General features: G+C 71.3%; 24 protein-coding genes. 6 read left to right on the top strand and 18 right to left on the bottom strand.

From position 1 onward, the window contains the following. The 11 genes from nuoK to BM204_RS11620 form a co-directional block, all read right to left on the bottom strand. On the bottom strand, nucleotides 1–294 hold the full coding sequence (gene nuoK, locus BM204_RS11570) for an NADH-quinone oxidoreductase subunit NuoK (RefSeq protein ID WP_091113380.1): 294 nt from the start codon (nucleotides 292–294) through the stop codon (nucleotides 1–3). Next, the gene (locus tag BM204_RS11575; protein ID WP_091113381.1) at nucleotides 287–1,096 is read right to left on the bottom strand and encodes an NADH-quinone oxidoreductase subunit J; all 810 of its coding nucleotides are present in this window, start codon (nucleotides 1,094–1,096) and stop codon (nucleotides 287–289) included. Before BM204_RS11575 ends, nuoK begins: the two co-directional genes overlap by 8 nt. Next, the gene (nuoI, locus tag BM204_RS11580; RefSeq protein ID WP_091113384.1) at nucleotides 1,093–1,680 is read right to left on the bottom strand and encodes an NADH-quinone oxidoreductase subunit NuoI; all 588 of its coding nucleotides are present in this window, start codon (nucleotides 1,678–1,680) and stop codon (nucleotides 1,093–1,095) included. Before nuoI ends, BM204_RS11575 begins: the two co-directional genes overlap by 4 nt. Beyond that, nucleotides 1,673–3,022, bottom strand: a complete 1,350-nt coding sequence (gene nuoH, locus BM204_RS11585) for an NADH-quinone oxidoreductase subunit NuoH (protein ID WP_091113386.1) — start codon at nucleotides 3,020–3,022, stop codon at nucleotides 1,673–1,675. Before nuoH ends, nuoI begins: the two co-directional genes overlap by 8 nt. Beyond that, on the bottom strand, nucleotides 3,019–5,454 hold the full coding sequence (locus BM204_RS11590) for an NADH-quinone oxidoreductase subunit G (RefSeq protein ID WP_091113389.1): 2,436 nt from the start codon (nucleotides 5,452–5,454) through the stop codon (nucleotides 3,019–3,021). The genes nuoH and BM204_RS11590 overlap by 4 nt, the downstream gene beginning before the upstream one ends. Continuing rightward, nucleotides 5,451–6,761 carry an NADH-quinone oxidoreductase subunit NuoF gene (gene nuoF / locus BM204_RS11595; protein ID WP_091113391.1) on the bottom strand — a complete coding sequence of 437 codons (1,311 nt, stop codon included), beginning with the start codon at nucleotides 6,759–6,761 and terminating at the stop codon, nucleotides 5,451–5,453. The genes BM204_RS11590 and nuoF overlap by 4 nt, the downstream gene beginning before the upstream one ends. Continuing rightward, the gene (nuoE, locus tag BM204_RS11600; protein ID WP_091113393.1) at nucleotides 6,754–7,515 is read right to left on the bottom strand and encodes an NADH-quinone oxidoreductase subunit NuoE; all 762 of its coding nucleotides are present in this window, start codon (nucleotides 7,513–7,515) and stop codon (nucleotides 6,754–6,756) included. Before nuoE ends, nuoF begins: the two co-directional genes overlap by 8 nt. Continuing rightward, nucleotides 7,512–8,846 (bottom strand): NADH-quinone oxidoreductase subunit D, encoded by a 1,335-nt coding sequence (locus BM204_RS11605; protein ID WP_091113396.1) that lies wholly within the window; start codon nucleotides 8,844–8,846, stop codon nucleotides 7,512–7,514. The genes nuoE and BM204_RS11605 overlap by 4 nt, the downstream gene beginning before the upstream one ends. Next, nucleotides 8,846–9,559: an NADH-quinone oxidoreductase subunit C gene (locus tag BM204_RS11610; protein WP_091113398.1), complete on the bottom strand. Its 714-nt coding sequence runs from the start codon at nucleotides 9,557–9,559 to the stop codon at nucleotides 8,846–8,848. The genes BM204_RS11605 and BM204_RS11610 overlap by 1 nt, the downstream gene beginning before the upstream one ends. Then, the gene (locus BM204_RS11615) at nucleotides 9,556–10,110 is read right to left on the bottom strand and encodes a NuoB/complex I 20 kDa subunit family protein (RefSeq protein WP_091113400.1); all 555 of its coding nucleotides are present in this window, start codon (nucleotides 10,108–10,110) and stop codon (nucleotides 9,556–9,558) included. The genes BM204_RS11610 and BM204_RS11615 overlap by 4 nt, the downstream gene beginning before the upstream one ends. Before the next feature lie 145 nt (nucleotides 10,111–10,255). Beyond that, nucleotides 10,256–10,615 carry an NADH-quinone oxidoreductase subunit A gene (locus BM204_RS11620; protein WP_091113403.1) on the bottom strand — a complete coding sequence of 120 codons (360 nt, stop codon included), beginning with the start codon at nucleotides 10,613–10,615 and terminating at the stop codon, nucleotides 10,256–10,258. Between the two features lie 231 nt (nucleotides 10,616–10,846). On the opposite strand from BM204_RS11620, the gene BM204_RS11625 reads away from it, so the two are divergent. Then, nucleotides 10,847–11,599, top strand: a complete 753-nt coding sequence (locus BM204_RS11625) for an adenosylcobinamide-GDP ribazoletransferase (protein ID WP_091113592.1) — start codon at nucleotides 10,847–10,849, stop codon at nucleotides 11,597–11,599. Nucleotides 11,600–11,622: 23 nt separating this feature from the next. Here the strand turns inward: BM204_RS11625 and BM204_RS11630 are convergent, their stop codons facing one another. Next, nucleotides 11,623–12,357 (bottom strand): demethylmenaquinone methyltransferase, encoded by a 735-nt coding sequence (locus BM204_RS11630; RefSeq protein WP_371863259.1) that lies wholly within the window; start codon nucleotides 12,355–12,357, stop codon nucleotides 11,623–11,625. Nucleotides 12,358–12,458: 101 nt separating this feature from the next. Between BM204_RS11630 and BM204_RS11635 the strand changes: the two genes are divergently transcribed. Next, complete coding sequence (locus tag BM204_RS11635; protein WP_091113407.1) at nucleotides 12,459–13,316, top strand: L,D-transpeptidase family protein; 858 nt, start codon at nucleotides 12,459–12,461, stop codon at nucleotides 13,314–13,316. 14 nt (nucleotides 13,317–13,330) lie between these two features. Here the strand turns inward: BM204_RS11635 and BM204_RS11640 are convergent, their stop codons facing one another. Further along, nucleotides 13,331–13,951, bottom strand: a complete 621-nt coding sequence (locus BM204_RS11640) for a hypothetical protein (protein ID WP_143099734.1) — start codon at nucleotides 13,949–13,951, stop codon at nucleotides 13,331–13,333. Nucleotides 13,952–14,009: 58 nt separating this feature from the next. Here BM204_RS11640 and BM204_RS11645 point away from each other — a divergent pair, with 58 nt between their 5' ends. Next, complete coding sequence (locus BM204_RS11645; protein ID WP_091113411.1) at nucleotides 14,010–15,281, top strand: isochorismate synthase; 1,272 nt, start codon at nucleotides 14,010–14,012, stop codon at nucleotides 15,279–15,281. Nucleotides 15,282–15,307: 26 nt separating this feature from the next. On the opposite strand, the gene BM204_RS11650 is transcribed toward BM204_RS11645, so the two are convergent. Next, nucleotides 15,308–15,940 (bottom strand): MBL fold metallo-hydrolase, encoded by a 633-nt coding sequence (locus BM204_RS11650; protein ID WP_091113414.1) that lies wholly within the window; start codon nucleotides 15,938–15,940, stop codon nucleotides 15,308–15,310. A gap of 54 nt (nucleotides 15,941–15,994) precedes the next feature. Here BM204_RS11650 and BM204_RS11655 point away from each other — a divergent pair, with 54 nt between their 5' ends. Continuing rightward, on the top strand, nucleotides 15,995–16,489 hold the full coding sequence (locus BM204_RS11655) for a GNAT family N-acetyltransferase (protein ID WP_091113416.1): 495 nt from the start codon (nucleotides 15,995–15,997) through the stop codon (nucleotides 16,487–16,489). Continuing rightward, nucleotides 16,486–17,319 (top strand): NAD(P)H-binding protein, encoded by an 834-nt coding sequence (locus BM204_RS11660; protein WP_091113419.1) that lies wholly within the window; start codon nucleotides 16,486–16,488, stop codon nucleotides 17,317–17,319. The genes BM204_RS11655 and BM204_RS11660 overlap by 4 nt, the downstream gene beginning before the upstream one ends. Before the next feature lie 4 nt (nucleotides 17,320–17,323). Here the strand turns inward: BM204_RS11660 and BM204_RS11665 are convergent, their stop codons facing one another. The 4 genes from BM204_RS11665 to BM204_RS11680 all read right to left on the bottom strand — a co-directional run bounded on the left by BM204_RS11665 (nucleotide 17,324) and on the right by BM204_RS11680 (nucleotide 22,834). Beyond that, nucleotides 17,324–19,186, bottom strand: a complete 1,863-nt coding sequence (locus BM204_RS11665; protein ID WP_091113420.1) for a Na+/H+ antiporter — start codon at nucleotides 19,184–19,186, stop codon at nucleotides 17,324–17,326. Between the two features lie 84 nt (nucleotides 19,187–19,270). Then, nucleotides 19,271–20,863 (bottom strand): 2-succinyl-5-enolpyruvyl-6-hydroxy-3-cyclohexene-1-carboxylic-acid synthase, encoded by a 1,593-nt coding sequence (menD, locus tag BM204_RS11670; RefSeq protein ID WP_091113423.1) that lies wholly within the window; start codon nucleotides 20,861–20,863, stop codon nucleotides 19,271–19,273. Beyond that, a complete protein-coding gene (locus tag BM204_RS11675; protein ID WP_091113424.1) occupies nucleotides 20,860–21,861 on the bottom strand; it encodes an o-succinylbenzoate synthase in 1,002 nt (333 codons plus the stop codon). Before BM204_RS11675 ends, menD begins: the two co-directional genes overlap by 4 nt. Next, nucleotides 21,815–22,834 carry an AMP-binding protein gene (locus tag BM204_RS11680; RefSeq protein ID WP_091113594.1) on the bottom strand — a complete coding sequence of 340 codons (1,020 nt, stop codon included), beginning with the start codon at nucleotides 22,832–22,834 and terminating at the stop codon, nucleotides 21,815–21,817. The genes BM204_RS11675 and BM204_RS11680 overlap by 47 nt, the downstream gene beginning before the upstream one ends. A gap of 28 nt (nucleotides 22,835–22,862) precedes the next feature. Here BM204_RS11680 and BM204_RS11685 point away from each other — a divergent pair, with 28 nt between their 5' ends. Then, complete coding sequence (locus BM204_RS11685) at nucleotides 22,863–24,146, top strand: MFS transporter (RefSeq protein WP_246166261.1); 1,284 nt, start codon at nucleotides 22,863–22,865, stop codon at nucleotides 24,144–24,146. Nucleotides 24,147–24,154 lie beyond the last annotated feature (8 nt).

Here is a 24,154-nt window from a genome sequence, read left to right on the forward strand (position 1 = left end):
TCAGAGCTTCAGCAGGCTGGCGTCATCGACCGAGGCCGACCGGCGGGTCCGGAAGATGGACATGATGATCGCGAGCCCGACCACGACCTCGGCGGCGGCGACGACCATGACGAAGAAGGCCGCGATCTGCCCGTCGAGGTTGCCGTGCTGCTTGGCGAAGGTCACGAGCGCCAGGTTGGAGGCGTTGAGCATGAGCTCGACGCACATGAAGACCACGATGGCGTTGCGCCGGGTCAGGACCCCGACGCAGCCGATGGTGAACAGGATCGCCGAGAGGACGATGTATTCATTCATGCCCGGGCTCCCTCGGCTGGTCGTCGTTGCTGTGCAGGTCGTGCCGCTCGGTCTCGCCGGCCAACGAGCGCTGCACGCCCTCGATGTCGTGGGCGAGCGCCGGAGCGGACCGCACCGTGCCGCGGGCGGCGAGGACGCGCGAGATCGAGGCGGACGAGGCCGTGCCGTCGGGCAGCAGGGCCGGGGTGTCGACCGCGTTGTGACGGGCGAACACACCGGGCGCGGGCAGGGGCCCGAGGTGCAGGCCCTTGTCGGCGTAGTCGCGCACGCGCTGGGCGGCCGTCTCGGCCTGCCCGGCCTTGGGGGTGAGCCGCTCACGGTGCGCCAGCACCATCGCGCCCACGGCTGCGGTGATGAGCAACGCACTGGTGGTCTCGAAGGCGAAGACGTAGCGGGAGAAGAGAATGTTGGCAAGACCCTGGATGTTGCCACCGTCGTTGGCCTCGTCGAGGCCCACGGCCGTGCCGAGCGTGATCTGGCCCAGGCCGATGACCAGCACCAGCCCGAGCAGCAGGCCGCCGACGACCGCCATGACGCGCTGGCCCCGGATGGTCTCGACGACCGAGTCGGAGGCGTCGACACCAACGAGCATCACGACGAAGAGGAAGAGCATCAAGATGGCGCCGGTGTAGACGATGATCTGCACCGCGAACAGGAACGGCGCCTCGAGCACGGCGTAGAGGATGGCGAGGCTGATCATCACGACCGCCAGGAGCAGGGCCGCGTGCACCGCCTTGCGCACGAAGAGGATGCCGAGGGCGGCGAGGACCATGACAGGGGCCAGCACCCAGAAGGCGATCACGACGACACCTCGTCGCCGGACGGCGCGGCGGAGCCGGCACCCGGGGCGGGGGCCGCGAACTCGCCGCGGTAGTAGGTCTCCGCGTCGTCGCCGAGGAGCATCGCGTGCGGCGGCTGCTCCATGCCCGGCAGCAGGGGCGCGAGGAGGTCGCTCTTCTCGTAGATCAGGTCGGCACGGTTGTTGTCGGCCAGCTCGTACTCGTTGGTCATCGTCAGGGCGCGGGTCGGACACGCCTCGATGCAGAGGCCGCAGAGGATGCAGCGCAGGTAGTTGATCTGGTAGACGCGGCCGTAGCGCTCACCGGGGCTGAACCGCTCCCCGTCGGGAGCATCGGAGTTGGCGTCGCCCTCGACGTAGATCGCGTCCGCCGGGCAGGCCCAGGCGCACAGCTCGCAGCCGATGCACTTCTCCAACCCGTCGGGCCACCGGTTGAGCTGGTGACGGCCGTGGAAACGAGGAGCCGTGGGCATCTTCTCGAAGGGGTACTGCTCGGTGACCACCTTCCTGAACATGGTGCGGAAGGTGACGCCGAAACCCGCGACGGGGTCCCAGAACTGTTCCTTCATGCCTTTGGACTCAGCCATCAGCGTGTGCCTCCTTGCCCGCGCCGGCTCCGGCGGGGCTCGAGATCGGGGTGTCGAAGGTGAGGGGGGCTGCGGCGCCGCGCACGGGTCCGCCGGCCGGCATGGTCGGCACCGGGAAGCCACCGGGTGTCGCCTCGGGCTGCGTGTAGGGCTGGTCCTCGTCGGCTTCGTCGGCCGCACCGAAGAGGAAGAGCAGCAGGAAGCCGGCCGCGAGCACGCCGATGCCGATCAGCAGGTAGCGGCGGTCGACGCCGTCGTTGAGCGAGACGACGCGGATCGTCGCCACGGCGATGATCCACACGAGGGCGATCGGGATGAGTCGCTTCCACCCGAAGGCCATGAACTGGTCGTAGCGCAACCGCGGCAGCGATCCCCGCAGCCAGATGAACCCGAAGACGAAGAAGAGCATCTTGCCGAAGAACCAGATCAGCGGGACGTAGCCCTCGTTGGCGCCTGCCCAGACCTCGTCGATCCAGAACGGTGCACGCCACCCACCGAGGAACAGGGTCGTGGCGAGCGCAGAGACGGTCGCCATGTTGATGTACTCGGCGAGGAAGAACAGCGCGAACTTCAGCGAGGAGTACTCGGTGTGGAAGCCTCCGACGAGCTCTCCCTCGGCCTCGGGGAGGTCGAAGGGCGCACGGTTGGTCTCCCCCACCATCGCGATGAGGTAGATGACGAAGGACGGCACCAGGATCAGCCCGAACCAGAGGTCCTTCTGGGCATCGACGATGGCCGAGGTCGACATCGAGCCCGCGTAGAGGAACACCGCGACCAGCGCGAGACCCATCGCGACCTCGTAGGAGATCATCTGGGCGCTCGAGCGCAGACCGCCCAGGAGCGAGTACGTCGATCCGCTGGACCAGCCACCGAGGACGATGCCATAGATGCCGATCGAGGCGATCGCCATCACGAACAGCACCGCGACGGGCATGTCGGTGAGCTGCAGGGGAGTCGTCCGGTCGGAGAACGGCACCCCGACCTCGGGGCCGAAGGGGATCACGCTGAACGTCACGAAGGCCGGCACGACCGCGAGGATCGGTGCGAGGAGGAAGACCACCTTGTCGGCGGCCTTCGGGACGAGGTCCTCCTTCAGGGCCAGCTTCACGCCGTCGGCCAGGGACTGCAGGAGACCGAAGGGGCCATTGACGTTGGGGCCGATGCGGTGCTGCATCCGGGCCACGACGCGACGCTCCCACCAGATGTTGAACAACGTCAGGAGCACCAGGACCACGAAGATCAGCACCGCCTTGATGACGACGAGCCACCACGGGTCCTGGCCGAAGGCGCTGAGGTCGTCAGCCGCCAGTGGGACGAGTTGGCCGAGGATGGTGCTGGTCACGGGGTGCCTCCCTTGACGGTGACGCGGGATCCGGGCGAGGCCACGTCGGCCAGGACACCGTTGCCGAACGAGTTGGCCGGCAGCCACACGACCCCGTCGACGATGTCGTCGGCCACCACGGCCGGCAACGTGACGGACCCACGGTCACCGGTCACGGTGATCGTCGGACCGATGGCGTCGAAGACCGTCCGCCCGACGCGGGCGACCGTCGGCCGCGCCGTGGCGGCCAGGTGCTTGTCGCCGTCCTGGAGCGAGCCGCGGTCAAGCATCTGCTTCCAGGACGCCAGCGCGAGGCCGGTGTCCAGGTCACCGGTCGTCGCAACGGTCGCGGCGACGGTCGGGGCGGCCGCGCGGGCACCGTCCCAGGGGCCGAGGTCGGTCATCTGGACGCGCGCCTCGGCGACGTTGCGGAAGCCGAGCGGTGCGCCCAGCTCCTCGGCGATGCCGGCGAGGACGCGCAGGTCGGGCAACGCCTTGGGGTTGCTGAACACCGCGTCGAAGGTCCGCGGACGGCCCTCCCAGGTGACGAACATGCCGGCCTTGTCGGTGACGGTGGAGACCGGGAAGACGACGTCGGCGGCCCGGGTCACCTCGGTCTCGCGCAGCTCGAGGGCCACGACGAAGCCGGCTGCCTCGATCGCCGCTCGCGTGGCATCGGGGTCAGCGGTGTCGTCAGGGTCGACGCCCCCGACGACCAGGCCGCCGAGCTCACCGGCGACGAGCGCCGTGACGATGGCGGACGCGTCGCGTCCCTCGCTGTCGGGCAGCGAGTCGACGCCCCACGAGGTGGCGACGTCGACGCGTGCGGACGCGTCGGCGACCGGGCGGCCACCGGGCAGCAGGTTGGGCAGGCAGCCGGTCTCGACCGCACCGCGGTCTCCCGCGCGTCGCGGGACCCAGGCCAGCCGGGCACCGGACTTGCCGGCGAGAGCGGCAGCAGCGGACAGGGCACCGGGCACGGTGGCGAGGCGCTCACCCACCAGGATCACGCTGGCCGCGTCGATGCCGTGGTCGGCGTGGCCGAGCAGGGAGTCCAGTGCGGCCGGCTCCTGGCCGGGCACGGTCGGGATCAGCGTCCCGCGCATCTTGTGCAGGCCGCGCGTGCTGAAGGGCGCGATGGCGAGCACCCGGCTGCGACCGGCCTCGGCGGCCTTGCGCAGACGCAGGAAGATCGCGCCGGCCTCGTCCTCGGGCTCGAGGCCGACCAGCACGACCGTGGGGGCGGTCTCCAGGTCGGCGTACGTGACCCCGCCGCCCCCGGGCGCGGTGAGCACCACCTGGGAGGCGAGGAACTGTGCCTCCTCGGCGGAGTGCGGGCGCGCGCGGAAGTCGATGTCGTTGGTGCCGAGCGCGACACGGGCGAACTTGCTGTAGGCGTAGGCATCCTCGGCCGTGTGCCGTCCACCCAGCAGCACGGCCGCAGGGCCGGCAGCTCGCAGGCCGCGGGCCGCGACGGCGAAGGCCTCGGGCCAGGACGCGGGTCGCAGCGAGCCGTCCTCGTCACGCACCTGCGGGTAGGTGAGCCGGTCGGCCTCGGTGGCGTAGGTGAACGCGAAGCGGTCCTTGTCGGTGATCCACTCCTCGTTGACCTCGGGGTCGTTGCCCGCGAGGCGACGCATGACCTTGCCACGGCGGTGGTCGACGCGGATGGCCGAGCCACAGGAGTCGTGCTCCGCGACGGAGGGCGTCGAGACCAGGTCGAAGGGGCGCGAGCGGAAGCGGTATTCGGCGGAGGTGAGGGCGCCGACCGGGCAGATCTGGATGGTGTTGCCCGAGAAGTAGCTCTGCAGTGGCTCCTTCTCGTAGATCCCGACCTGCTGGAGGGCGCCGCGCTCGATCAGCGCGATGAAGGGGTCCCCGGCGATCTGCTCGGAGAACCGCGTGCAGCGGGCGCACAGGACGCAGCGTTCGCGGTCGAGCAGGACCTGGGCGGAGATGTTGATCGGCTTGGGGTAGGTGCGCTTGATGCCACCGGCCGCCGAGAAGCGGGACTCACCGCGCCCGTTGGACATCGCCTGGTTCTGCAGGGGGCACTCGCCACCCTTGTCGCAGACCGGGCAGTCGAGCGGGTGGTTGATGAGCAGGAACTCCATGATGCCCTGCTGCGCCTTGTCGGCCACCTCGCTGGTCGCCTGGGTGCTGACGACCATGCCCTCGGCGACCGGCAGCGTGCATGAGGCCTGCGGCTTGGGGAAGCCGCGGCCGTTGCCCGCGTCGGGCACCTCGACCAGGCACTGGCGGCACGCGCCGACGGGCGCGAGCAACGGGTGGTCACAGAACCGCGGGATCTGGACGCCGACCTGCTCGGCGGCCCGGATCACCAGGGTGTCCTTGGGGACGCTGACCTGGATGCCGTCGATGGTGACCGAGACCAGCTCGACCTCCACCTTCTCGGGGGTCCTGTCGTTGGCCCGGTGGTTGGTCTGCGTCATGCGGAGGCTCCCTCAGCGGCGAAGAGGGTCGAGGCGGCCGGGTCGAACGGGCAGCCACCGTGGGTGAGGTGGGCGAGGTACTCGTCGCGGAAGTACTGGATCGAGCTGGAGATGGGGCTCGTCGCCCCGTCGGCGAGGGCGCAGAAGGAGCGGCCGAGGATGTTGTCGCACTGGTCGAGGAGCAGCTCCAGGTCGCTCTCGCTCCCCTGGCCCTTCTCGAGGGCGGCGAGGGTCTGCACCAGCCACCACGTGCCCTCCCGGCACGGGGTGCACTTGCCGCAGGACTCGTGCTTGTAGAACTCGGTCCAACGCAGCACGGCGCGCAGCACGCACGTCGTCTCGTCGAAGAGCTGGAGCGCGCGCGTGCCGAGCATCGAGCCCGCGGCACCGACACCCTCGAAGTCGAGCGGGACGTCGAGGTGCTCCTTGGTCAGCAGCGGCGTGCTGGACCCGCCGGGGGTCCAGAACTTCAGCTCGTGGCCGTCGCGCATGCCGCCGGCCAGGTCGATCAGCTCTCGCAGCGTGATGCCGAGCGGGGCTTCGTACTGGCCCGGGGTCTTGACATGTCCCGAGAGCGAGAAGATGCCATAGCCCTTGGACTTCTCGGTGCCCATCGAGGCGAACCACTCGGCGCCGTGCTCGATGATGCTGGGCACGGAGGCGATGGACTCGACGTTGTTGATGACCGTCGGGCTCGCGTAGAGGCCGGCGACCGCAGGGAACGGCGGGCGCAGGCGCGGTTGGCCGCGACGCCCCTCGAGACCCTCCAGCAGGGCGGTCTCCTCGCCACAGATGTAGGCGCCGGCTCCGGCGTGGACGACGACGTCGAGGTCGTAGCCGGTGCCGTGGATGTCCTTGCCGAGGTGGCCGGCGGCGTAGGCCTCGGTCACGGCGGCCTGCACCCGGCGGATGACGTGGAGGACCTCGCCGCGGATGTAGATGAAGGCGGTGTGGGCCCGGATGGCGTAGGAGCTGATGATCACGCCCTCGACGAGCGTGTGGGGCGTCGCCATCATCAGCGGCATGTCCTTGCAGGTGCCCGGCTCCGACTCGTCGGCGTTGACGACGAGGTACTTCGGCTTGGGGTTGTCCTGCGGGATGAAGCTCCACTTCATCCCGGTCGGGAAGCCGGCACCACCGCGACCGCGCAGGCCGGAGTCCTTGACCGCGGTGATGACGTCGCCGGGCGCCATGGCGAGCGCCTTCGTCAGCGCGCCGTAGCCGCCCTGGGCCTCGTAGGCCTCGAGCGTCCAGCTGCGCTCGTCGCCCCAGTTGTTCGTGAGGACGGGCGTCAACACATCAGTCATCGGCCTTCTCCTGCTCGGTCTCGGTCTCGGCGCGCGAGGTGTCGGCCTGCTGGACCGCCTCGACCTTGGTCTGGGCGACGGCGGGCGCGGAGCCCGAGGCGTCGGAGGACGGGGCGGTCCAGCCGCGCTGGCGGGCGATCTCGCGACCGACCAGGCTGGCGGGACCCGCCGAAGGGCCCTCGTCGGCGAGTCCGTCGGGGAAGCCGGCCAGCACCCGCTCGGCCTCGCGCCAGGTGCACAGCTTGGGGCCGCGGGTGGAGTGGACCTCGGTGCCGGCGCGCAGGTCGTCGACGAGCTGCGTGGCGGACTGGACGGTCATGTTGTCCATGAACTCCCAGTTGACCATCATCACCGGGGCGTAGTCGCAGGCCGCGTTGCACTCGACGTGCTCGAGGGTGATGCTGGCCTGGTCCTCCGGGCGTCGCTGCGTGGTCTCGTCGTTGCCGACGTCCAGGTGCTGCTTGAGCCGGTCGAAGATCAGGTCGCCGCCCATGACCGCGCAGAGCGTGTTGGTGCAGACGCCGACGTGGTAGTCGCCGACCGGCTTGCGCTTGTACATCGTGTAGAAGGTCGCGACGCCGCTCACCTCGGCGGCGGTGATGTCGAGGATCTCGGCACAGGCCTCGATGCCCTCGGGTGTCACACGGCCGCTGGCCGACTGCACGAGGTGAAGCATCGGCAGCAGCCCCGATCGCTTCTCGGGGTAGCGGGCCGCGATCTCGCGGAGCTCGGCGTAGGTGGTCTCGTCGATCATCGGTCGACGCCTCCCATCACGGGATCGATGGAGGCGATGGCCACGATGACGTCCGCGATCATGCCGCCCTCGCTCATCACGCTGGTCGCCTGGAGGTTGGTGAAGGACGGGTCGCGGAAGTGCGTGCGGAAGGGTCTCGTGCCGCCGTCGGAGACCACGTGGGCGCCGAGCTCGCCGCGCGGCGACTCGATCGGCACGTAGGCCTGCCCGGGGGGGACCCGAAAACCTTCGGTCACCAGCTTGAAGTGGTGGATCAGGCCCTCCATGGACTCGCCCATGATGTGGCGGATGTGGTCGAGGCTGTTGCCCATTCCGTCGCTGCCGATCGCGAGCTGGCTGGGCCAGGCGATCTTCTTGTCGGCGACCATGACCGGCGCCCCCTCGAGGCCGGCGAGCCGCTCGGCGGCCTGCTCCACGAGCTTGAGCGACTCCCACATCTCGGCGAGGCGGATGCGGAAGCGTCCGTAGGCATCGCACGTGTCCCACGTCTGGACGTCGAAGTCGTAGTCCTCGTAGCCGCAGTAGGGCTGGGTCTTGCGCAAGTCCCAGGGATAGCCGGTGCTGCGGAGCACGGGGCCGGTGATGCCCAGTGCCATGACGCCCTCGAGGTCGAGGTGGCCGACGCCGTCGAGCCGGGCCCGGAAGATCGGGTTGGCGTTGCAGAGCGCTGCGTATTCGGGCAGCCGCTTCTTCATCAGCGCGACGAACGCGCGGATCTCGTCGAGCGCACCGGGGGGCAGGTCCTGCGCGACGCCACCGGGGCGGATGAACGCGTGGTTCATGCGCAGCCCGGTGATGAGCTCGAAGAGGTCGAGCACCAGCTCGCGCTCGCGGAAACCGATCGTCATGACCGTCAGGGCGCCGATCTCCATGCCTCCGGTCGCGATGCAGACCAGGTGGGAGGAGATGCGGTTGAGCTCCATGAGGAGCACCCGCATGACGTTGGCCTTCTCGGGGACCTGGTCCTCGATGTCCAGGAGCCGCTCGACGCCCAGGCAGTAGGTTGCCTCGTTGAAGAACGGGCTGAGGTAGTCCATCCGGGTGACGAAGGTGGTGCCCTGCACCCAGGAGCGGTACTCCATGTTCTTCTCGATGCCGGTGTGGAGGTAGCCGATGCCGCAGCGGGCCTCGGTGACCGTCTCACCATCGAGCTCCAGGATCAGGCGCAGCACCCCGTGCGTGGAGGGGTGCTGCGGACCCATGTTGACGACGATGCGCTCGTCGACGTCCTCGGCGAGACCCTCGACGATCGAGTCCCAGTCCTGGCCGGTGACGGTGAAGACCTTGCCCTCGGTCGTCTCGCTGGTGCCGGCGTACATGTCGTGTGTCATTAGCTGTAAGACCTCCGCTCGTCGGGAGGCGGGATGCTGCCGCCCTTGTACTCCACGGGGATGCCGCCCAAGGGGTAGTCCTTGCGCTGCGGGTGGCCCGGCCAGTCGTCGGGCATGAGGATGCGCGTGAGTGCGGGATGACCGTCGAAGATGATCCCGAACATGTCGTAGGTCTCGCGCTCGTGCCAGTCGTTGGTGGGGTAGATCGCCACCAGCGAGGGGATGTGCGCGTCGGCGTCGGCAACGCTGACCTCGAGGCGGATCCGACGGTTGTGGGTCATCGAGAGCAGGTGGTAGACCGCGTGCATCTCGTTGCCCCGGTCGTCGGGGTAGTGCACGCCGCTCACGCCGGTGCACAGCTCGAAGCGCAGCTGTGGTGCGTCGCGCAGGTGCTGGGCGACCGAGACGAGATCCTCCCGGCGGACGTGGAAGGTGATCTCGCCACGGTGGATGACGACGTTGCCGACCGTGCCCTCGAGGGCGTCGGCCACCTCGTCGTACCACCCACCGAAGGGGCGCTGGGCCGGGGCGGGATAGACGATCGGGGCGACGAGGCCGCCGTAGCCGCTGGTGTCGCCGGTGCCGGTGGCGCCGAACATGCCGGTGCGGGCACCGACCGCGGTGACCTCACCGGTCTCGGCCGGGACGTTCTCGGGGGACTGCTCGACGGCGGGCTGGTCGGGGCCGGACTGGTTCTGAGGAGTCTCGCTCACCGCAGCTGCCCTCTCATGTCGGACGTCGGGAGTGCACGCAGCGCCTCGGACTCGAGGTCCTCGATCTGGGCCAGTCGGTTGGCGCCCAGCTTGGTGGCCTGCACCTGGTCGTGGAGCTTGAGGATCGCGTCGATGAGCATCTCAGGGCGCGGCGGGCAGCCCGGAAGGTACATGTCGACGGGCACGACGTGGTCGACGCCCTGCACGATCGCGTAGTTGTTGAACATGCCGCCGCTGCTGGCGCAGACGCCCATCGCCAGCACCCACTTGGGCTCGGCCATCTGGTCGTAGATCTGGCGCAGGACGGGCGCCATCTTGTTGCTGACGCGGCCCGCGACGATCATCAGGTCGGCCTGGCGCGGGCTGGCGCGGAAGACCTCCATGCCGAAGCGCGCGAGGTCGTACTTGGGGCCACCGCTGGTCATCATCTCGATGGCGCAGCAGGCCAGGCCGAAGGTGGCGGGCCAGAACGACGCCTTGCGCATGTAGCCGGCGACGCCCTCGACGGTCGTCAGCAGGACACCACTCGGGAGCTTCTCTTCGATACCCATCAGGTCGTTCCTCTCTGGACCAGCGGTTGAACGTCGTCAGGCGCGTGCAGTTCCAAGGCGGAGGAGGGAAGGCGGCCATCGGCGGAGCGCAGCGGAGCGGCCGTCGACCGACGACAACGCAGGCAATGTGCGTGCATGGCGGCGTTCAATCCCATTCGAGGCCGCCGCGTCGCCATACGTAGGCGTAGGCGACGAAGACGGTGGCGATGAAGATGACCATCTCGACGAGCCCGAAGATCTCCATCGCGTCGAAGTGGACCGCCCACGGGTAGAGGAAGATGATCTCGATGTCGAAGACGATGAAGAGCATCGCGGTGATGAAGTACTTCACCGGGAAGCGGCCGCCGCCGACGGGCTGCGGCGTGGGCTCGATGCCGCACTCGTAGGAGTCGAGCTTGGCGCGGTTGTAGCGCGCGGGCCCGATGAACGCACTCATGGCGACGGACCCGACGGCGAACAACGCCGCGAGGAGGGCCAGTGCCAGCACTGGTGTGTAGAGCTCCATCCCAGCGCTCCTTCCGTGTCTCGGCGCCGTCGGACTCCGCGATTGTGACTTTGTGAAGCGAATCACGAGGTGGCGCAGCCCACATCCTGCCACTCCACGGCAGCCAGGTCACACCCAGGTCCGGGACCCGCGAGACCCCTTCCCGCCCGGGCATTTATGTCATGAAGGCGTCCCCTAATTCGGGCCCGACGTGCAGGCGTCGGAGTGGGTCGCTAGCCTCACGCCGTGATCATGGACGTGGTGCGCTTCTCGGTCGGCACGCTCACCGCCATCCCGGTCCGACCGCCCAGCAAGGTCGACCGCTCGGTCACCGTGCCGGGCATGATCGTGGCGCCGCTCGCCGTCCTGCCGCTCGGCCTGATGGTCGCCCTGGTGTGCTGGGGCGGGCGCGAGCTCGACCTGGCGCCGATCGCGGTGGCGGCGACCGCCATCGCCGCCCTGGCCCTCGGCAGCCGCGCCTTCCACCTCGACGGGCTCTCCGACACCGCCGACGCCCTGACCTGCTCCTACGACGCCGAGCGGTCGCTGGAGGTGATGAAGCGGGGCGACGCAGGGCCCGCCGGGGCGTCCGCCCTCGTGCTCGTCCTCGGCATCCAGATCGGTGCGCTGACCGCGCTCCTGGGGCTCGCGTGGGGGCCGTTGCTCGCCGGCACGCTGGTCTGCGTCTCCCGCGGCGTCACCGTGGTGATGTCGGTGCGCGGCGTCCCGGCGGCACGGGACACCGGCCTGGCGGCGACGTACGTCGGCACGATCGCGCCGGGCGTCGCCGTGGCCTGCTGGGTGGTGCTTACCGCCGTGCTCGGGGTCGTCATGGAGGTGAACGACCTGCCCTGGTGGCGCGCCGTCGTCTGCGCCGCGGTGGCGCTGCTCGCGGTGGCCTGGCTCGTCCGCCGGGCGGCGAAGCGTTTCGGCGGGGTCGCGGGCGACGTGTTCGGCGCCGCCGTCGAGGTCAGCCTCGCGCTGCTGCTGCTCGCGTCGACCTGACTCGGGCCGACCCCGGGCCGACCTCAGGCGGTGGCGCGGTGCAGCGCGACGATGCCGCCCGTGACGTTGCGCCACTCGGGCGCGAGCCAACCGGCCTCGCCGATCATGGTGGCCAGGGCCTCCTGGTCGGGCCAGGCGCGGATCGACTCGGCGAGGTAGACGTAGGCGTCCGGTGACGACGAGACCGCGCGGGCGACCGGGGGCAGCGCCTTCATGAGGTACTCGATGTAGACCGTGCGGAACGGCGACCACGTCGGGTGGCTGAACTCGCAGACGACCAGTCGACCACCGGGCTTGGTGACGCGACGCATCTCGGCGAGGCCCGCGGCAGGGTCGACGATGTTGCGCAGTCCGAAGGAGATCGTCACCGCGTCGAAGGTGTCGTCGGCGAACGGCAGCTGCGTGCCGTCGCCGGCCGTGAACGGCAGGTGCGGGAAGGACTGCTTGCCGACGCGGAGCATGCCGAGCGAGAAGTCGCAGGGCACGACGCGCGCACCGCGGTCGGCGAAGGGCTGGCTCGACGTCCCGGTGCCGGCGGCGAGGTCGAGAACCATCTCGCCGAACTGCGGGTCGACGGCGTCGATGACGTCGCGGCGCCAGCGGCGGTCCTGGCCGAGGGAGAGGACGTCGTTGGTGACGTCATAGCGGCGCGCGACCGCGTCGAACATCCGACGGACGTCGGTCGGTTGCTTGTCGAGCTCAGCACGGGCCACGCGCAGAGCGTACGGGGGCCTCGGTCGTGTCCTGGAGCCGGTCACGACCTGGTCTCGGCTCGAGATTCCCCGCGCGTCGTCGCAACCCGGAGGGCCCGGACGGCGTCACCTGGGTGTCGAACCACCCACAGACCAAGGGAAACGCCATGTCACTCGTCCGCCGCCTCACGCTGATCGTGGTCGTCGCCGCCCTGCTCTCCGGAGCGGCGTACGGCGTCGCCTGGGCCACCCACCGCTGGTCGGACTCCTCAGCGCCGACCCCGGCTGTAACCGCACCGATCGTGCCCGTGGAGCCGACCGAGCCGACCGGACCGACCGAGCCGACCGAGCCGGTGGAGCCGACCCCCGAGCCCGAGCTCCAGCCGGGCCCGGCCCTGCTGTCCCCCGGCGACGAGAGCGACGAGGTGCGCGACTTGCAGGCCCGGCTGCGCCAGATCGACTGGTTCGGCGCCGACGTGACCGGCTTCTACGGCGACCTCACCACCGAGGCCGTGCGCGGTTTCCAGGCCAAGCGGGAGGTCCCGGTCACCGGCGAGGTCGACCGGCGCACCATCGACCGGTTGCTGGGGATGACGAGCGAGCCGATCGAGGCAGAGCTGACCAACCAGCTCGGTGGGAACGTGCCGGGAGCCCTGGACCCGCGGTGCCTGACCGGGCGCGCGCTGTGCGTCGACAAGACCAGCAGCACGCTGCGCTGGGTCGTCGACGGCGAGGTGCTGCGCACCGCCGACACCCGCTTCGGCGGCTCGGCGACCCCGACCCGGGAGGGCACGTTCTCGGTGCAGTCGAAGAGCCGCGACCACGTGTCCAGCCTCTTCGACACCTCGATGCCGTTCGCGATGTTCTTCTCGGGCGGGCAGGCCGTGCACTACTCCCCCGACTTCGCCGCGGTCGGCTACGCCGGCGCCTCGCACGGCTGCGTCAACGTGCGCGACTACGACGCGATCGCCTGGCTCTACGACCAGGTCGAGGTCGGCGACGTCGTGATCGTCTACCGCTCCTGAGCCTGTCGTGGGCGTCAGCCGAGGAGGCCCTCGAGGAGCTCGACGGCTTCCTGGGCGGTGATCCCGACGCCGATCAGCTGGTAGGTGCTGTCCTCGCCCCCCACCTGGCACTTGACCGCCTGCGGGTCCGGCTCCGTGATCGGCTCGCCCGCCGGGACGGGCTGCTGCCAGATCAGGGAGCAGGTGCCGTCGCCGACCTCGACGAGGTCGGTCTGGTTGCGGGCGTTGCCCAGCAGCGAGGGGTCGACCGGCGGGCCGTCGGGCACGAACGGCCCGGCCGCCTGCTCGACGACCATCACCGTCACCTGTGCCCCGCGCTCGGGGTCCTGGTAGGTGCGGGCGTGGGCGGGGACGTCGTAGACGGCCTCCAGCCGGTCCTCGGCGGAGGCCATGAGTTCGCGCTGCTGGTCAGCGAACTCCTGGGCCGCCGCGGGGTCTGCCTGGGAGTCGTCGAGGACGTCCGTGGCGGTCAGTCCGCCCGGGAGGGTCCTGGGCAGGTCGGTGTCGACGCTGCCGTGCGCGCGCGGCAGCAGCACGGCGAAGGCCACCACGGCGACGAGGAGCACGAGGCCGACGAGGACCCCCAGCACGGCCGGGGACGGGGAGGACGAGGGACGAGATGAGGTCGCGGTCACGCGGTGACGTTACCCACGGTCCGGCTCGGCAGGCCAATGCGCTCGGTAGGCTCGTGGCGTGACGAACGCTGCGACCCCGGGTGGGCCGACCCCCTCGCTGGTCGCGCGCACCGTCTCGATCGACCTGGACGCCGCGACGTCCCTGGTGTCGCTCCTCCCCCCCGACCACCCGGTCGCGTGGTTGCGTCGCGGTGAGGGGCTGGTCGGCTGGGGTGAGGCCGCCGTGCTGCGCACCAGCGGGCCGACCCGCTTCTCTGACGCCGACAAGTGGTGGAGCGAGACGATCGTCCGCGCCGAGGTCCTCGACGAGGTCGGTGAACCCGGGACCGGTCCGGTCTGCTTCGGCACCTTCGCGTTCGGCGAGCTGCCCGGCGACTCGGTCCTGGTGCTGCCGTCGGTCGTGGTCGGTCGGCGAGGCGACCGTGCCTGGCTGACGACGATCTCGACGACCGGGCTCCCCGCCGAGGCGCCCAGGATCGCGGTCGCCGAACCCCCACGGGCGCCGGTCACCGTCAGCTTCTCCGACGGGGCCCTCAACAGCGAGGAGTGGATGTCGGCGGTGGCGGACGCCGTCGCCCGGATCAGTGCCGGCGACCTGGAGAAGGTCGTCCTCGCGCGCGACCTCCTGGCTCGCGCCAGCGAGCCCATCGACGTGCGCTGGCCGATGCACCGCCTCACCGAGTCCTACCCGATGTGCTGGACCTTCCACGTCGACGGCATGTTCGGCGCGACCCCCGAGATGCTGCTGCGCCGCGAGCGCGGCCTGGTCACCTCGCGGGTGCTGGCCGGGACCATCCGGCGCACGGGTGACGACGAGCGCGACCTCGCGCTCGCCGCGACGCTGGCGCGCTCGTCGAAGGACCTCGAGGAGCACGAGTACGCCGTCCGGTCGGTCGCCGACGCCCTCGAGCCGCACTGCTCGTCGATGAACGTGCCCGAGGCGCCGTTCGTCCTGCACCTGCCCAACGTCATGCACCTCGCGACCGACGTCAACGGCGTGGTCCACGACGCCGCGACCGTCTCCTCGCTGCGGCTGGCCGAGGCCCTCCATCCCTCCGCCGCAGTCGGCGGCACCCCCACCGACGTGGCGACCCGGCTGATCACCGAGATCGAGGGCATGGATCGCGGGCGCTACGCCGGACCGGTCGGCTGGATGGACGCCCGGGGCGACGGCGAGTGGGGCATCGCCCTGCGCGCGGCCTCTGTCGAGGAGGACGGCATCCGGCTCTTCGCCGGGTGCGGCATCGTCGCCGACTCCGACCCCGAGGCCGAGCTGGCGGAGGCCCAGGCGAAGTTCGTGCCGGTGCGTGACGCGTTGGGCGGGGTCTGACCCCGTCTGACCCCCCGGTCGACGACCTACAGGTCGGCGCCGTCCGCGAGCCGGAGGAACTCCTGGACCTCGGGCAGCAGGTTGCCCATGTGCGTCTGGACCATGGCGAGCCCCGCCTCGGAGTAGACACGGTCGTGGATGCCGAGCGAGCGCGGGGCGCCGACGGCGCGGACGAAGTCGACTGCCTCGGACATCTTGAGCCAGGGGGCGGAGACCGGTGCGAGGAGCAGGTCGACCGGCTGACCGGGCAGGGTCAGCGCGTCGCCCGGGTGGTAGACCGAGGTGTCGCCGAGGCTCAACACGTAGCCGCTGTTGGAGAACCGCGGGTAGTCCGGATGGATGACCGCGTGGAGCTCGCCGACGGCCCGAACGGGCACCCCGACGTCGAAGCGTTCCTCGGGCCCGACGACCGTGACGCGCTCGAGCAGGTCGGGCGCGTCCTCGCGGATGCGGGCCGCGACGGCGGCGACGGTGAAGACCGGGGCGTCGCAGGCGCGCAGGTGGGCGGGCAGGTAGTGGTCGGGGTGCTCGTGGGTGATCAGCACGGCGGTCGCGCCGTCCACGGCCTCCGCCTCGGTGAAGACGCCGGGGTCGAGGACGACGACCGCGCCGTCGTGCTCGATGCGCACGCAGGCATGCCCGAGCTTCGTGATCCGCATGCCCGGCACACTACCCAGCCCCCGCACCCCGACCCCCGTACCTAGACTCGCGCCATGACCACCTCGAGCCCGCCCGTCGTACGCCGTGCGACACCGGCGGACGCCGAGGCGCTGGCACACCTGCACCTCGACGTCTGGGACGACGCCTACACCGGCCTGATGCCGCAGTCGATCCTCGACGACCGCCACGACGAGGTCGAGGACCGCGTCGAGCGGTGGCGCACGATCCTCACCGACAACCACGACACGCTCGTGGCGGAGGACGGCGAGGGGCTGGTCGGCTTCGCCTCCTCCGGGCCGGGGCGCGACGCCGACGTCGACACCGAGCTCGAGCTGTGGGCGCTCTACGTGCGGGCCCGGCTGTGGGGCAGCGGTCTGGGCTACGCGCTGTTCAGCGAGGCCATCGGCGACCGCGCCGCCTACCTGTGGGTGCTGGCCGGCAACGAGCGGTCGATCCGGTTCTACGAGCGCCAGGGCTTCCGTCTCGACGGCACCCGCGACGAGCACGACGAGGGGCTCCACGTGCGCATGCTGAGGGCCGGCACGTGAGCACCCGGCTGGCCGTGACGGGGTCGACCGGCGCGCTCGGTGGCCTCGTCGCGCGCCAGCTGGCGGACCTCACGCCGCGCCTCGTCGTGCGCGACCCGTCGCGGGCCCCTGACCTGGGGTGCGAGGTGCGTACCTGCGCCTACGACGACGCCCCGGCGGCCCGGTCGGCGCTGGAGGGCGTCGAGGTGCTCTTCATGGTCTCGGCGGCCGAGTCCGAGGTCCGGCGCGAGCAGCACCACACGTTCATCGGCGCCGCCGCCGACGCAGGGGTCGGCCACGTGGTCTACACGTCGTTTGCCGGGGCCTCCCCCGACGCCGTGTTCACGCTCGGCCGCGACCACCACGACGCCGAGGCCGCGGTCCGCGCGTCGGGCATGGCGTTCACCCTGCTCCGCGACAACTTCTACCTCGACGTGCTGCCCCTCTTCGCCGACGAGGACGGGGTCATCCGCGGCCCCGCCGGCTCGGGCGCCGTCGCCGCGGTCGCCCGCGCGGACGTCGCCGACGTGGCCGCCGCCGTCCTCCGCGATCCGGGCGCACATGCCGGGGCGACGTACACCCTCTGCGGGCCGGAGGCCCTGACCCTGACCGAGGTCGCCGCCCGGGTGGGGCCAGCGACCGGCACGGAGATGCGCTTCGAGGACGAGTCCGTGGAGGCGGCCTACGCCTGGCGGCGTGAGCAGTACGGCGCTGCGCAGTGGCAGCTCGACGCGTGGGTGAGCACCTACACCGCGATCGCGGACGGGTCGCTGGCCGCCCTCTCCGACGACGTACGACAGGTGGCCGGGCACGAGCCCCGCACCCTGGAGCACGTGCTCGCCGGCCGCTAGCTCCTCAGGCGGTGAGGTGGTGCAGGAAGCACCAGCGCCAGTCCTCGCCCGGCTCTCCGGACTGCATGACCGGGTGGGTGGTCTCGTGGAAGTGCTCGGTGGCGTGCTGGCCCGGGGAGGAGTCGCAGCACCCGACGTGCCCGCACTCGAGGCACTGGCGCAGGGCCACCCACCGGGTCCCGTCCTCCAGGCAGCGGGCGCAGGTGCCGTCGTGGACGGTCTCGGCGACCGGGTGGGCGAGCAGCTCGTCGCACTGGTCGCCGGGAGCGCGCGGCACGCTGACGCCGCGGATGTCCTCGCGCTCGTGGATGGCGTTGTCGATCATCGACTCCTCGATGTCCAGCATCGCGAGCACGTCGGCAACGACCTCGGAGGCGACGGTGCCCGACGAGCGGATCTCCAGGATCCGGCTCCGCTCGGCCGCGAGCATCGCCAACCGGATGCGGGCGTAGAGCTCGCTGGGTGTCTCCTCCTCCGCGGTCGTGCCGAGGCGCTCCCAGGCCGCGAAGTTGCGCTGGTCGATGCGCTGCCGGACCAGGTCGACGATGCCGTGCGGGTCGTCGTAATCCAGCTTCTCGACGGCCTCGAACCCTGCCTTGGACGCCTGCTGCAGCAGGGTCGCGCGGGCCAGCGCGTCGTCCATCGGGTCGGGCGAGGGCACCCGGAAGCGCCGGGCCAGCCACGGCAGGGTCAGGCCCTGGATGAAGAGCGTGCCGGCCACGACGGTAAAGGCGATGAGCAGCAGCACCTCGCGGTGCTCGGTGTCCTCGTCGATGATGAACGCGGCCGCGAGCGTGACCACTCCCCGCATGCCGGCCCAGCCGAGGATGAAGGTGTAGGGCCATGGCGGGACCTGGCCGGTGGCGCGGTCCGGTCCGGGGCGCACCAGCAGGTAGCGGGCCATGAAGACCCAGACCATCCGCAGCACGATGACGCCGGCGAGAGTGGCCGCACAGACCGCGACGATCCGACCGGTGCTGAGCTCGCTCTCCCCCACGTCCTCGAAGAGCCACTTGGCCTGGAGACCGATGAGCAGGAAGACGGTGTTCTCCAGGACGAAGGCGATCGTCCGCCAGTTCATCCGCTCGGCGATGCGCGACTGCGCGGTCTGGAGGACAGGCGCCTGGTGGCCGAGCAGGAGGCCCACGATGACGACGGAGATGACGCCGGAGGCGTGGATCTCCTCGGCGAGGATGTAGGCCGCGAACGGCACGACGAGCGAGATCGCGGTGTCCATCAGCGGATCGGTGACCTGCTTGCGCAGCTTGGCCACCAGCACGAAGAGGCCGAAGCCGACCAGCACCCCGCCACCGGCGGCGACCAGGAAGTCCTCGGCGACCTCCATGGTGCTGATGCCCAGCCCGCCCGCGGCGATGGCCGTGCGCAGCGACACCAACGCGGTCGCGTCGTTGAGCAGCGACTCGCCCTCCAGGATCGTGACGATCCTGCGCGGCAGCCCGATGCGACGCGCGATGGCGGTCGCGGCCACGGCGTCGGGCGGCGCGACCACGGCACCGATCGCGAACGCCGCCGGCCAGCCGATGCCGGGGATCAGGACGTGCACGAGCGCCCCGATCCCGGCGGTGGTGAAGACGACCAGGCCGACCGAGAGCAACAGGATCGAGCGACGGTTGGCGTTGAAGTCGACCAGTGACGTCTGGATCGCGGTCGCGTAGAGCAGCGGCGGCAGCAGGCCCAGGAGCACCACCTCGGCCTCGAGGTGCACCTCCGGCATGCCCGGGGCGTACGACGCCGCGACGCCCACCGCGATCAGCAGCAGGGGTGGCGGCACGTCGATCCGTTCCGCGAGCGCCGTCACGGCGAGGACCCCGACGCTCAGCGCGACGAGGAAGAAGGCAATCTCCACACGGCCATCATCGCCGACGGGGCCGGATTGATTCCCGATCGACCGCGGTGGCGGCTCAGGTGGGCCCCGCTCAGCCCCGAGCCCTCAGTCCCCGAGCGCGCGGATCCGGGCATCGAGCTCGCGCCGGTTGTCGCGTCTCACGCGCACCTCGACGACCTCGATCCCGCCGTTCGGCGAGGAGAGCGCCTGCTCGAGCTCGGGCAGGCTCTCGACGCGCCAGTGCGGCGTGCGGGTGGCGGCACAGAGCGAGGCGAGGTCCACGCCGTGGGGGGTCCCGAAGAGGCGCTCGAAGCCGGCCGCATGCTCGGGCGCCCCCTGCTCGAGCATGGTGAAGATCGAGCCGCCGTCGTCGTTGACGACCACGATCGTGAGGTCGGGTCGCGGCTCGTGGGGCCCGAGGACCAGCCCGTTGCTGTCGTGCAGGAAGGTCACGTCGCCCATAAGCGCGATCGTCCGGCCGGGCGTCTCCCGGCCCAACGCCGCTCCGATCGCGGTGGAGATCGTCCCGTCGATGCCGGCGAGGCCGCGGTTGGCGATGGTCTTGCGCCGGCTGCCGACCGGGTAGGGCCGGACCATCAGGTCGAGGTCGCGGATCGGGCTGGAGGCGCCGACGACGAGCTGGTCTCCCGGGGCGAGGGCGCGGCTCACCACCCCCGCCACCTCGTAGGGCGTGAGATCGGCCTCGGCGACCAGCAGCGCGTCGAGCCTTCGCGCGACGTCGCGATCCGCCTCGAGCCAGCGCGCCAGCCAGGCAGGGTCGTCCACGCCCGTCACCGAGACTCCGCCCACCTCGAGCGCCACCGCGTAGGGCCGCTGTGCCCACACCCCCCGCGAGCGCACCGAGACCACTTCCACCTCGGCTCTCCCCAGCAGCCGGGTCACCGGCCGCGAGAGCGTCGGGTGACCTAGCACGACCACACGTTCGATGCTGCGACCCAGGTCGGAGTCCAGGAGCAGGCGGTAGCAGCGCAGGGCGTTCTCACCGGTGCGGGAGCCGCTCGTGGGCTCGGCGAGCAACGGCCACCTCGCGGCCTCGGCGACCCGACGGGCGCCCTGGGCGGCGTCGTCACCGGCCACGACGACCGTGCGCGGACCGAGCGGCAGCTCAACCGGCGTGACCTCGGCCCCCTGCGCCCGGCGCCCGGCCGGAGCCACGGCGGCCGGCACCCAGCCGTCGTCGGCGCGGTCGTCGTCAGGCAGCAACGGGTCGTCGAGCTGGAGGTTGAGGTGCAACGGCCCGTCGACGTCGAGCTCCGGCAGCGCGCCACCAGCCGCCAGGTCGTGGGTCGGGACCAGTCGGCCGAAGATGCCGACCTGGTCGGTGGTCTGGTTGGCATCGGTGCCGCGGAGGCGCCCGGGTCGGTCGGCGGTGACGACGACGATCGGCACCCCGGCGTGGGCGGCCTCGAGGACCGCGGGGTGCAGGTTGGCGACGGCGGTGCCCGACGTGCACACGACGGCGGCGCGGGCGTGGCTGCGGGTCAGGCCCAGGGCCAGGAAGCCGGCGCTGCGCTCGTCGATGCGGGTGTGCAGCCGCACGGCACCCGCCGACGCCGCGGCGAGGGCGGCGAAGGACAGTGGGGCGTTGCGCGAGCCCGGCGAGACCACGACTTCGCAGACCCCCGCCCTGACCAGGGCCGAGACGACGGCACGCGCCAGCTGGGTCGAGGGGTTCACGACGGGCGATCCTGCCGCAGCGCACGGACCTCGGCGAGGCGGGCCTCCCAGCAGGCCACGCGCTCCGGCTCGGCTCGGAGGCCCGCGAGCAGGCCTTCGTCGACCAGCGGCGCCCCCACCGACAAGTTGCCACCGACCGGGAGCAAGGAGTCGACCACGACGTCACCGTGGAAGAGCTGGACGGTCGCGAGCCCACAGGCGTAGGGCAGCGCGGGCAGCGCGGCCGCCAGGGCGACGCCGGCGGCGATGCCGACCGAGGTCTCGAGGGCCGACGAGACCACGACCGGCAGCCCGATGTCCTCGGCGATCCGCAGGCAGGCCCGCACACCGCCCAGCGGCTGCACCTTGAGGACGGCGATGTCCGCGGCCTCGAGGTCGCGCACCCGGTAAGGGTCGGCAGCGCGCCGGATCGACTCGTCGGCGGCGATCAGGACACCGACCCGCCGTCTCACGAGTGCGAGGTCCTCGACGCTCGCGACCGGCTGCTCGGCGTACTCGAGACCGCCGGACGCCCGGTCCAGCAGCCCGATGGCTGTGACGGCCTCGTCGACCGACCAGGCGCCGTTGGCATCGATGCGCACCGCACCGGAGGGACCGAGCGCGTCGCGCACCGCCTCCAACCTGGCCTCGTCGTCGGCCAACGTCTGGCCCGGCTCCGCGACCTTGACCTTGGCCGTCGTGCATCCACCGGCCTTCACGATCGCGTGGGCCTGCTCGGGTCCGACAGCGGGAACGGTCACGTTGACCGGCACCAGGTGCCGCACCGGCGCGGGCCAGTCCCCGGCAGCGGCCTCCTCGGCGCAGCGCAGCCACGGCTCCGCGACCTCCGCGCCGTAGTCCAGGAAGGGGCTCCACTCGCCCCACGCCCCGGACCCCTCCGGGTCGCGCACCAGCACGCCCTCGCGGACGGTGATCCCGCGGAAGCGGGTGCGCATCGGGATGCTGAAGACCTCAAGCACCGGCCAGCTCCCGCAGCGCGAGGCGGTCGGTCTTGCCATTGGGCAGCAGCGGCAGCGCGTCGAGCGCGACGACCTGTCGGGGGGCCCACGAGCGCGGATGCACGGCGGCCACGAAGTCGCGGACGTCCGCCACGGAGACGCGGCCGACCACGAAGGCCACGACCCTCGAGCCCCACTCCTCGTCGGGCACGCCGAGCACCTCCGCGGCAGCGACCTCCGGGTGCGACCGCAGCCGTGCGGCCACCGCGGCCGCCGGGACGTTGACGCCGCCGCTGACCACCATGTCGTCGAGTCGACCGAGCACGCGGAGCCGTCCGTCCTGGTCGATGCGGCCCGCGTCGGAGGTGAGGAACCAGCCGTCCACCAGCACCTCGGCGGTCTGCACGGGATCGTCCTCGTAGCCGTCGAACACCGTCGGTCCGCCGATCCTGATCCGTCCGCCGTCACCGAGGGCGAGCGCCACCTCGTCGAGCGGCATCCCGTCGTAGACGCAACCGCCGGCGGTCTCCGCCATGCCGTAGGTCGCCACGACCCGCAGCCCCTCGGCCTCGGCACGAGCGCGCAGCGCAGGATCCATCGGGCCGCCGCCGAGCAGCACGGTGTGGGCGGTGCGCAGCGCGGCCACCTGCTCGGGGTCCTCGAGCACCCTCAGGAGCTGGGTGGGCACCAACGAGGTGAACCAGGTGTCGTCGTGCGGCCACCGCGGCGCCGTCGCGTCGAGCAGCAGGGGCCAGTGACCTGCCACCAACGACCGGCAGATGACCTGCAACCCCGCGACGTACGACGGGGGCAGCGCCAGCACCCACCGTCCACGCCCCCCGAGGCGGCGCTCGGTGGCCTGCACGGAGGCCAGGACCGCCCGGCGGGAGAGCTGCACGCGCTTGGGTCGCCCCGTCGACCCGGAGGTCTCGACGACCCAGGGAGCGGGCTCCTCCGGCGCGTCCAGCCACCTCCCCAAAGCGGCGACCTGTGCCGCAACCTGCGCGGAGACCGTGGCCTCGCCGTTAACCATGTGGCCCACGCTAGTCCGGCGTGATTCCATGCTGGTCGTGTCCTCGGTGATCGCGACGTTGAAGCCCCCCTCGCCCCTGGCCGGCAAGCTGTCGGTCCAGTCGGTGCTCTACGCGATCGGCGACGGCACGTTCATGACGGCGAGCGCCGTCTTCTTCACCCAGATCGTCGGGCTCTCGGCCGCCCAGGTCGGGCTCGGCATCACCCTGGCCGGGGTCGTGTCGTTCGTCGTCGCCGTCCCCGCGGGCAAGCTGGCCGACCGGATCGGACCGCAGAACACCTGGTGCCTGGGCGCCGTGGGCACCGCGGCGATGTACACCGTCTGGCCCTTCATCGACGGCTTCGCCGCCTTCCTCGCCATGAGCATCGTGCTCGAGGTCGTCAACAGTGCCGGCGGCGCCGGGAGGGGCGCCTACATCCTCGACGTGCTGCCGCGCCTGGAGCGGGTGCAGTCGCAGGCCTACATGTACTCCGCCCTCAACCTCGGTTTCACCCTCGGCGCCGCCCTCGGCGGCTTCGCGCTCGCCTTCGACAACGACACCGTGATCCGGGCGCTGCCCTGGCTGACCGCTGCTCTCATCGCCGTCAACGCGTTCTGGATCTCGCGCCTGCCAAAGGCGGCCCACCGTGAGCGCCCCAACGTGCTCGAGGTGGCCGTCGAGGGAGCGCTCGAGGGCGACGCCCCCGGCGAGGTGCCCGGCGCGCTGCGCAACCGCGGGTTCCTGGCCACGTCGTTCTTCACCGGCGTCCTGAGCACCAACCAGGTGCTGCTCCAGATCGTCATCCCGCTGTGGCTGGTCGAGGAGACCGATGCTCCGCGGGTGCTGCTCGCGCTGCTCTTCGGCACCAACACCGTCATGTGCATCTTCCTGCCGATGGCGGCGTCCCGGGGCGTCAAGGACGTGGCGACGGCCCTGAAGGCCGCCCGCATCAGCTCGGTCTTCTTCGTCGCCTCGTGCGTCATCACGCTGATCACCCACGACACCGTCGGGGCGCTCACGATCGCGCTGATCTGGCTGGGCCACATCACCGTGACCGGTGCGGAGCTCTACCTCTCGGCGGCCAGCTGGGCCTTCGAGTCCGAGCTCTCCGACCCTGACCGGAGGGGCGAGTACCAGGGCGCCGGCAACCTCGGCGGCACGCTCGGCTACGTCTGGGCGCCCGCCCTCTACACGTTCCTCGCGATCAGCTGGGGCTCCTACGGCTGGCTGGTGATCGCCGGCATCGTCATCGCTGCCACGATCGGCATCCACCCGGCCAGCCGTGCCGCCCAGCGCTTCCTCGTGAAGCACGACCTCGACCCGAGCCGCTGACCCGCGCC

Origin of the sequence: Nocardioides psychrotolerans, assembly GCF_900113685.1 — a bacterium.
GTDB lineage: Bacteria > Actinomycetota > Actinomycetes > Propionibacteriales > Nocardioidaceae > Nocardioides > Nocardioides psychrotolerans.

Bases quoted from the DNA above. Each gene is read 5' to 3' on its own strand.
- nuoK (WP_091113380.1), bottom strand. From the start codon at position 294: ATGAATGAATACATCGTCCTCTCGGCGATCCTGTTCACCATCGGCTGC.
- nuoI (WP_091113384.1), bottom strand. From the start codon at position 1,680: ATGGCTGAGTCCAAAGGCATGAAGGAACAGTTCTGGGACCCCGTCGCG.
- BM204_RS11590 (WP_091113389.1), bottom strand. From the start codon at position 5,454: ATGACGCAGACCAACCACCGGGCCAACGACAGGACCCCCGAGAAGGTG.
- nuoF (WP_091113391.1), bottom strand. From the start codon at position 6,761: ATGACTGATGTGTTGACGCCCGTCCTCACGAACAACTGGGGCGACGAG.
- nuoE (WP_091113393.1), bottom strand. From the start codon at position 7,515: ATGATCGACGAGACCACCTACGCCGAGCTCCGCGAGATCGCGGCCCGC.
- BM204_RS11605 (WP_091113396.1), bottom strand. From the start codon at position 8,846: ATGACACACGACATGTACGCCGGCACCAGCGAGACGACCGAGGGCAAG.
- BM204_RS11615 (WP_091113400.1), bottom strand. From the start codon at position 10,110: ATGGGTATCGAAGAGAAGCTCCCGAGTGGTGTCCTGCTGACGACCGTC.
- BM204_RS11620 (WP_091113403.1), bottom strand. From the start codon at position 10,615: ATGGAGCTCTACACACCAGTGCTGGCACTGGCCCTCCTCGCGGCGTTG.
- BM204_RS11625 (WP_091113592.1), top strand. From the start codon at position 10,847: ATGGACGTGGTGCGCTTCTCGGTCGGCACGCTCACCGCCATCCCGGTC.
- BM204_RS11635 (WP_091113407.1), top strand. From the start codon at position 12,459: ATGTCACTCGTCCGCCGCCTCACGCTGATCGTGGTCGTCGCCGCCCTG.
- BM204_RS11650 (WP_091113414.1), bottom strand. From the start codon at position 15,940: ATGCGGATCACGAAGCTCGGGCATGCCTGCGTGCGCATCGAGCACGAC.
- BM204_RS11655 (WP_091113416.1), top strand. From the start codon at position 15,995: ATGACCACCTCGAGCCCGCCCGTCGTACGCCGTGCGACACCGGCGGAC.
- BM204_RS11675 (WP_091113424.1), bottom strand. From the start codon at position 21,861: ATGGCAAGACCGACCGCCTCGCGCTGCGGGAGCTGGCCGGTGCTTGAG.
- BM204_RS11680 (WP_091113594.1), bottom strand. From the start codon at position 22,834: ATGGTTAACGGCGAGGCCACGGTCTCCGCGCAGGTTGCGGCACAGGTC.
- BM204_RS11685 (WP_246166261.1), top strand. From the start codon at position 22,863: ATGCTGGTCGTGTCCTCGGTGATCGCGACGTTGAAGCCCCCCTCGCCC.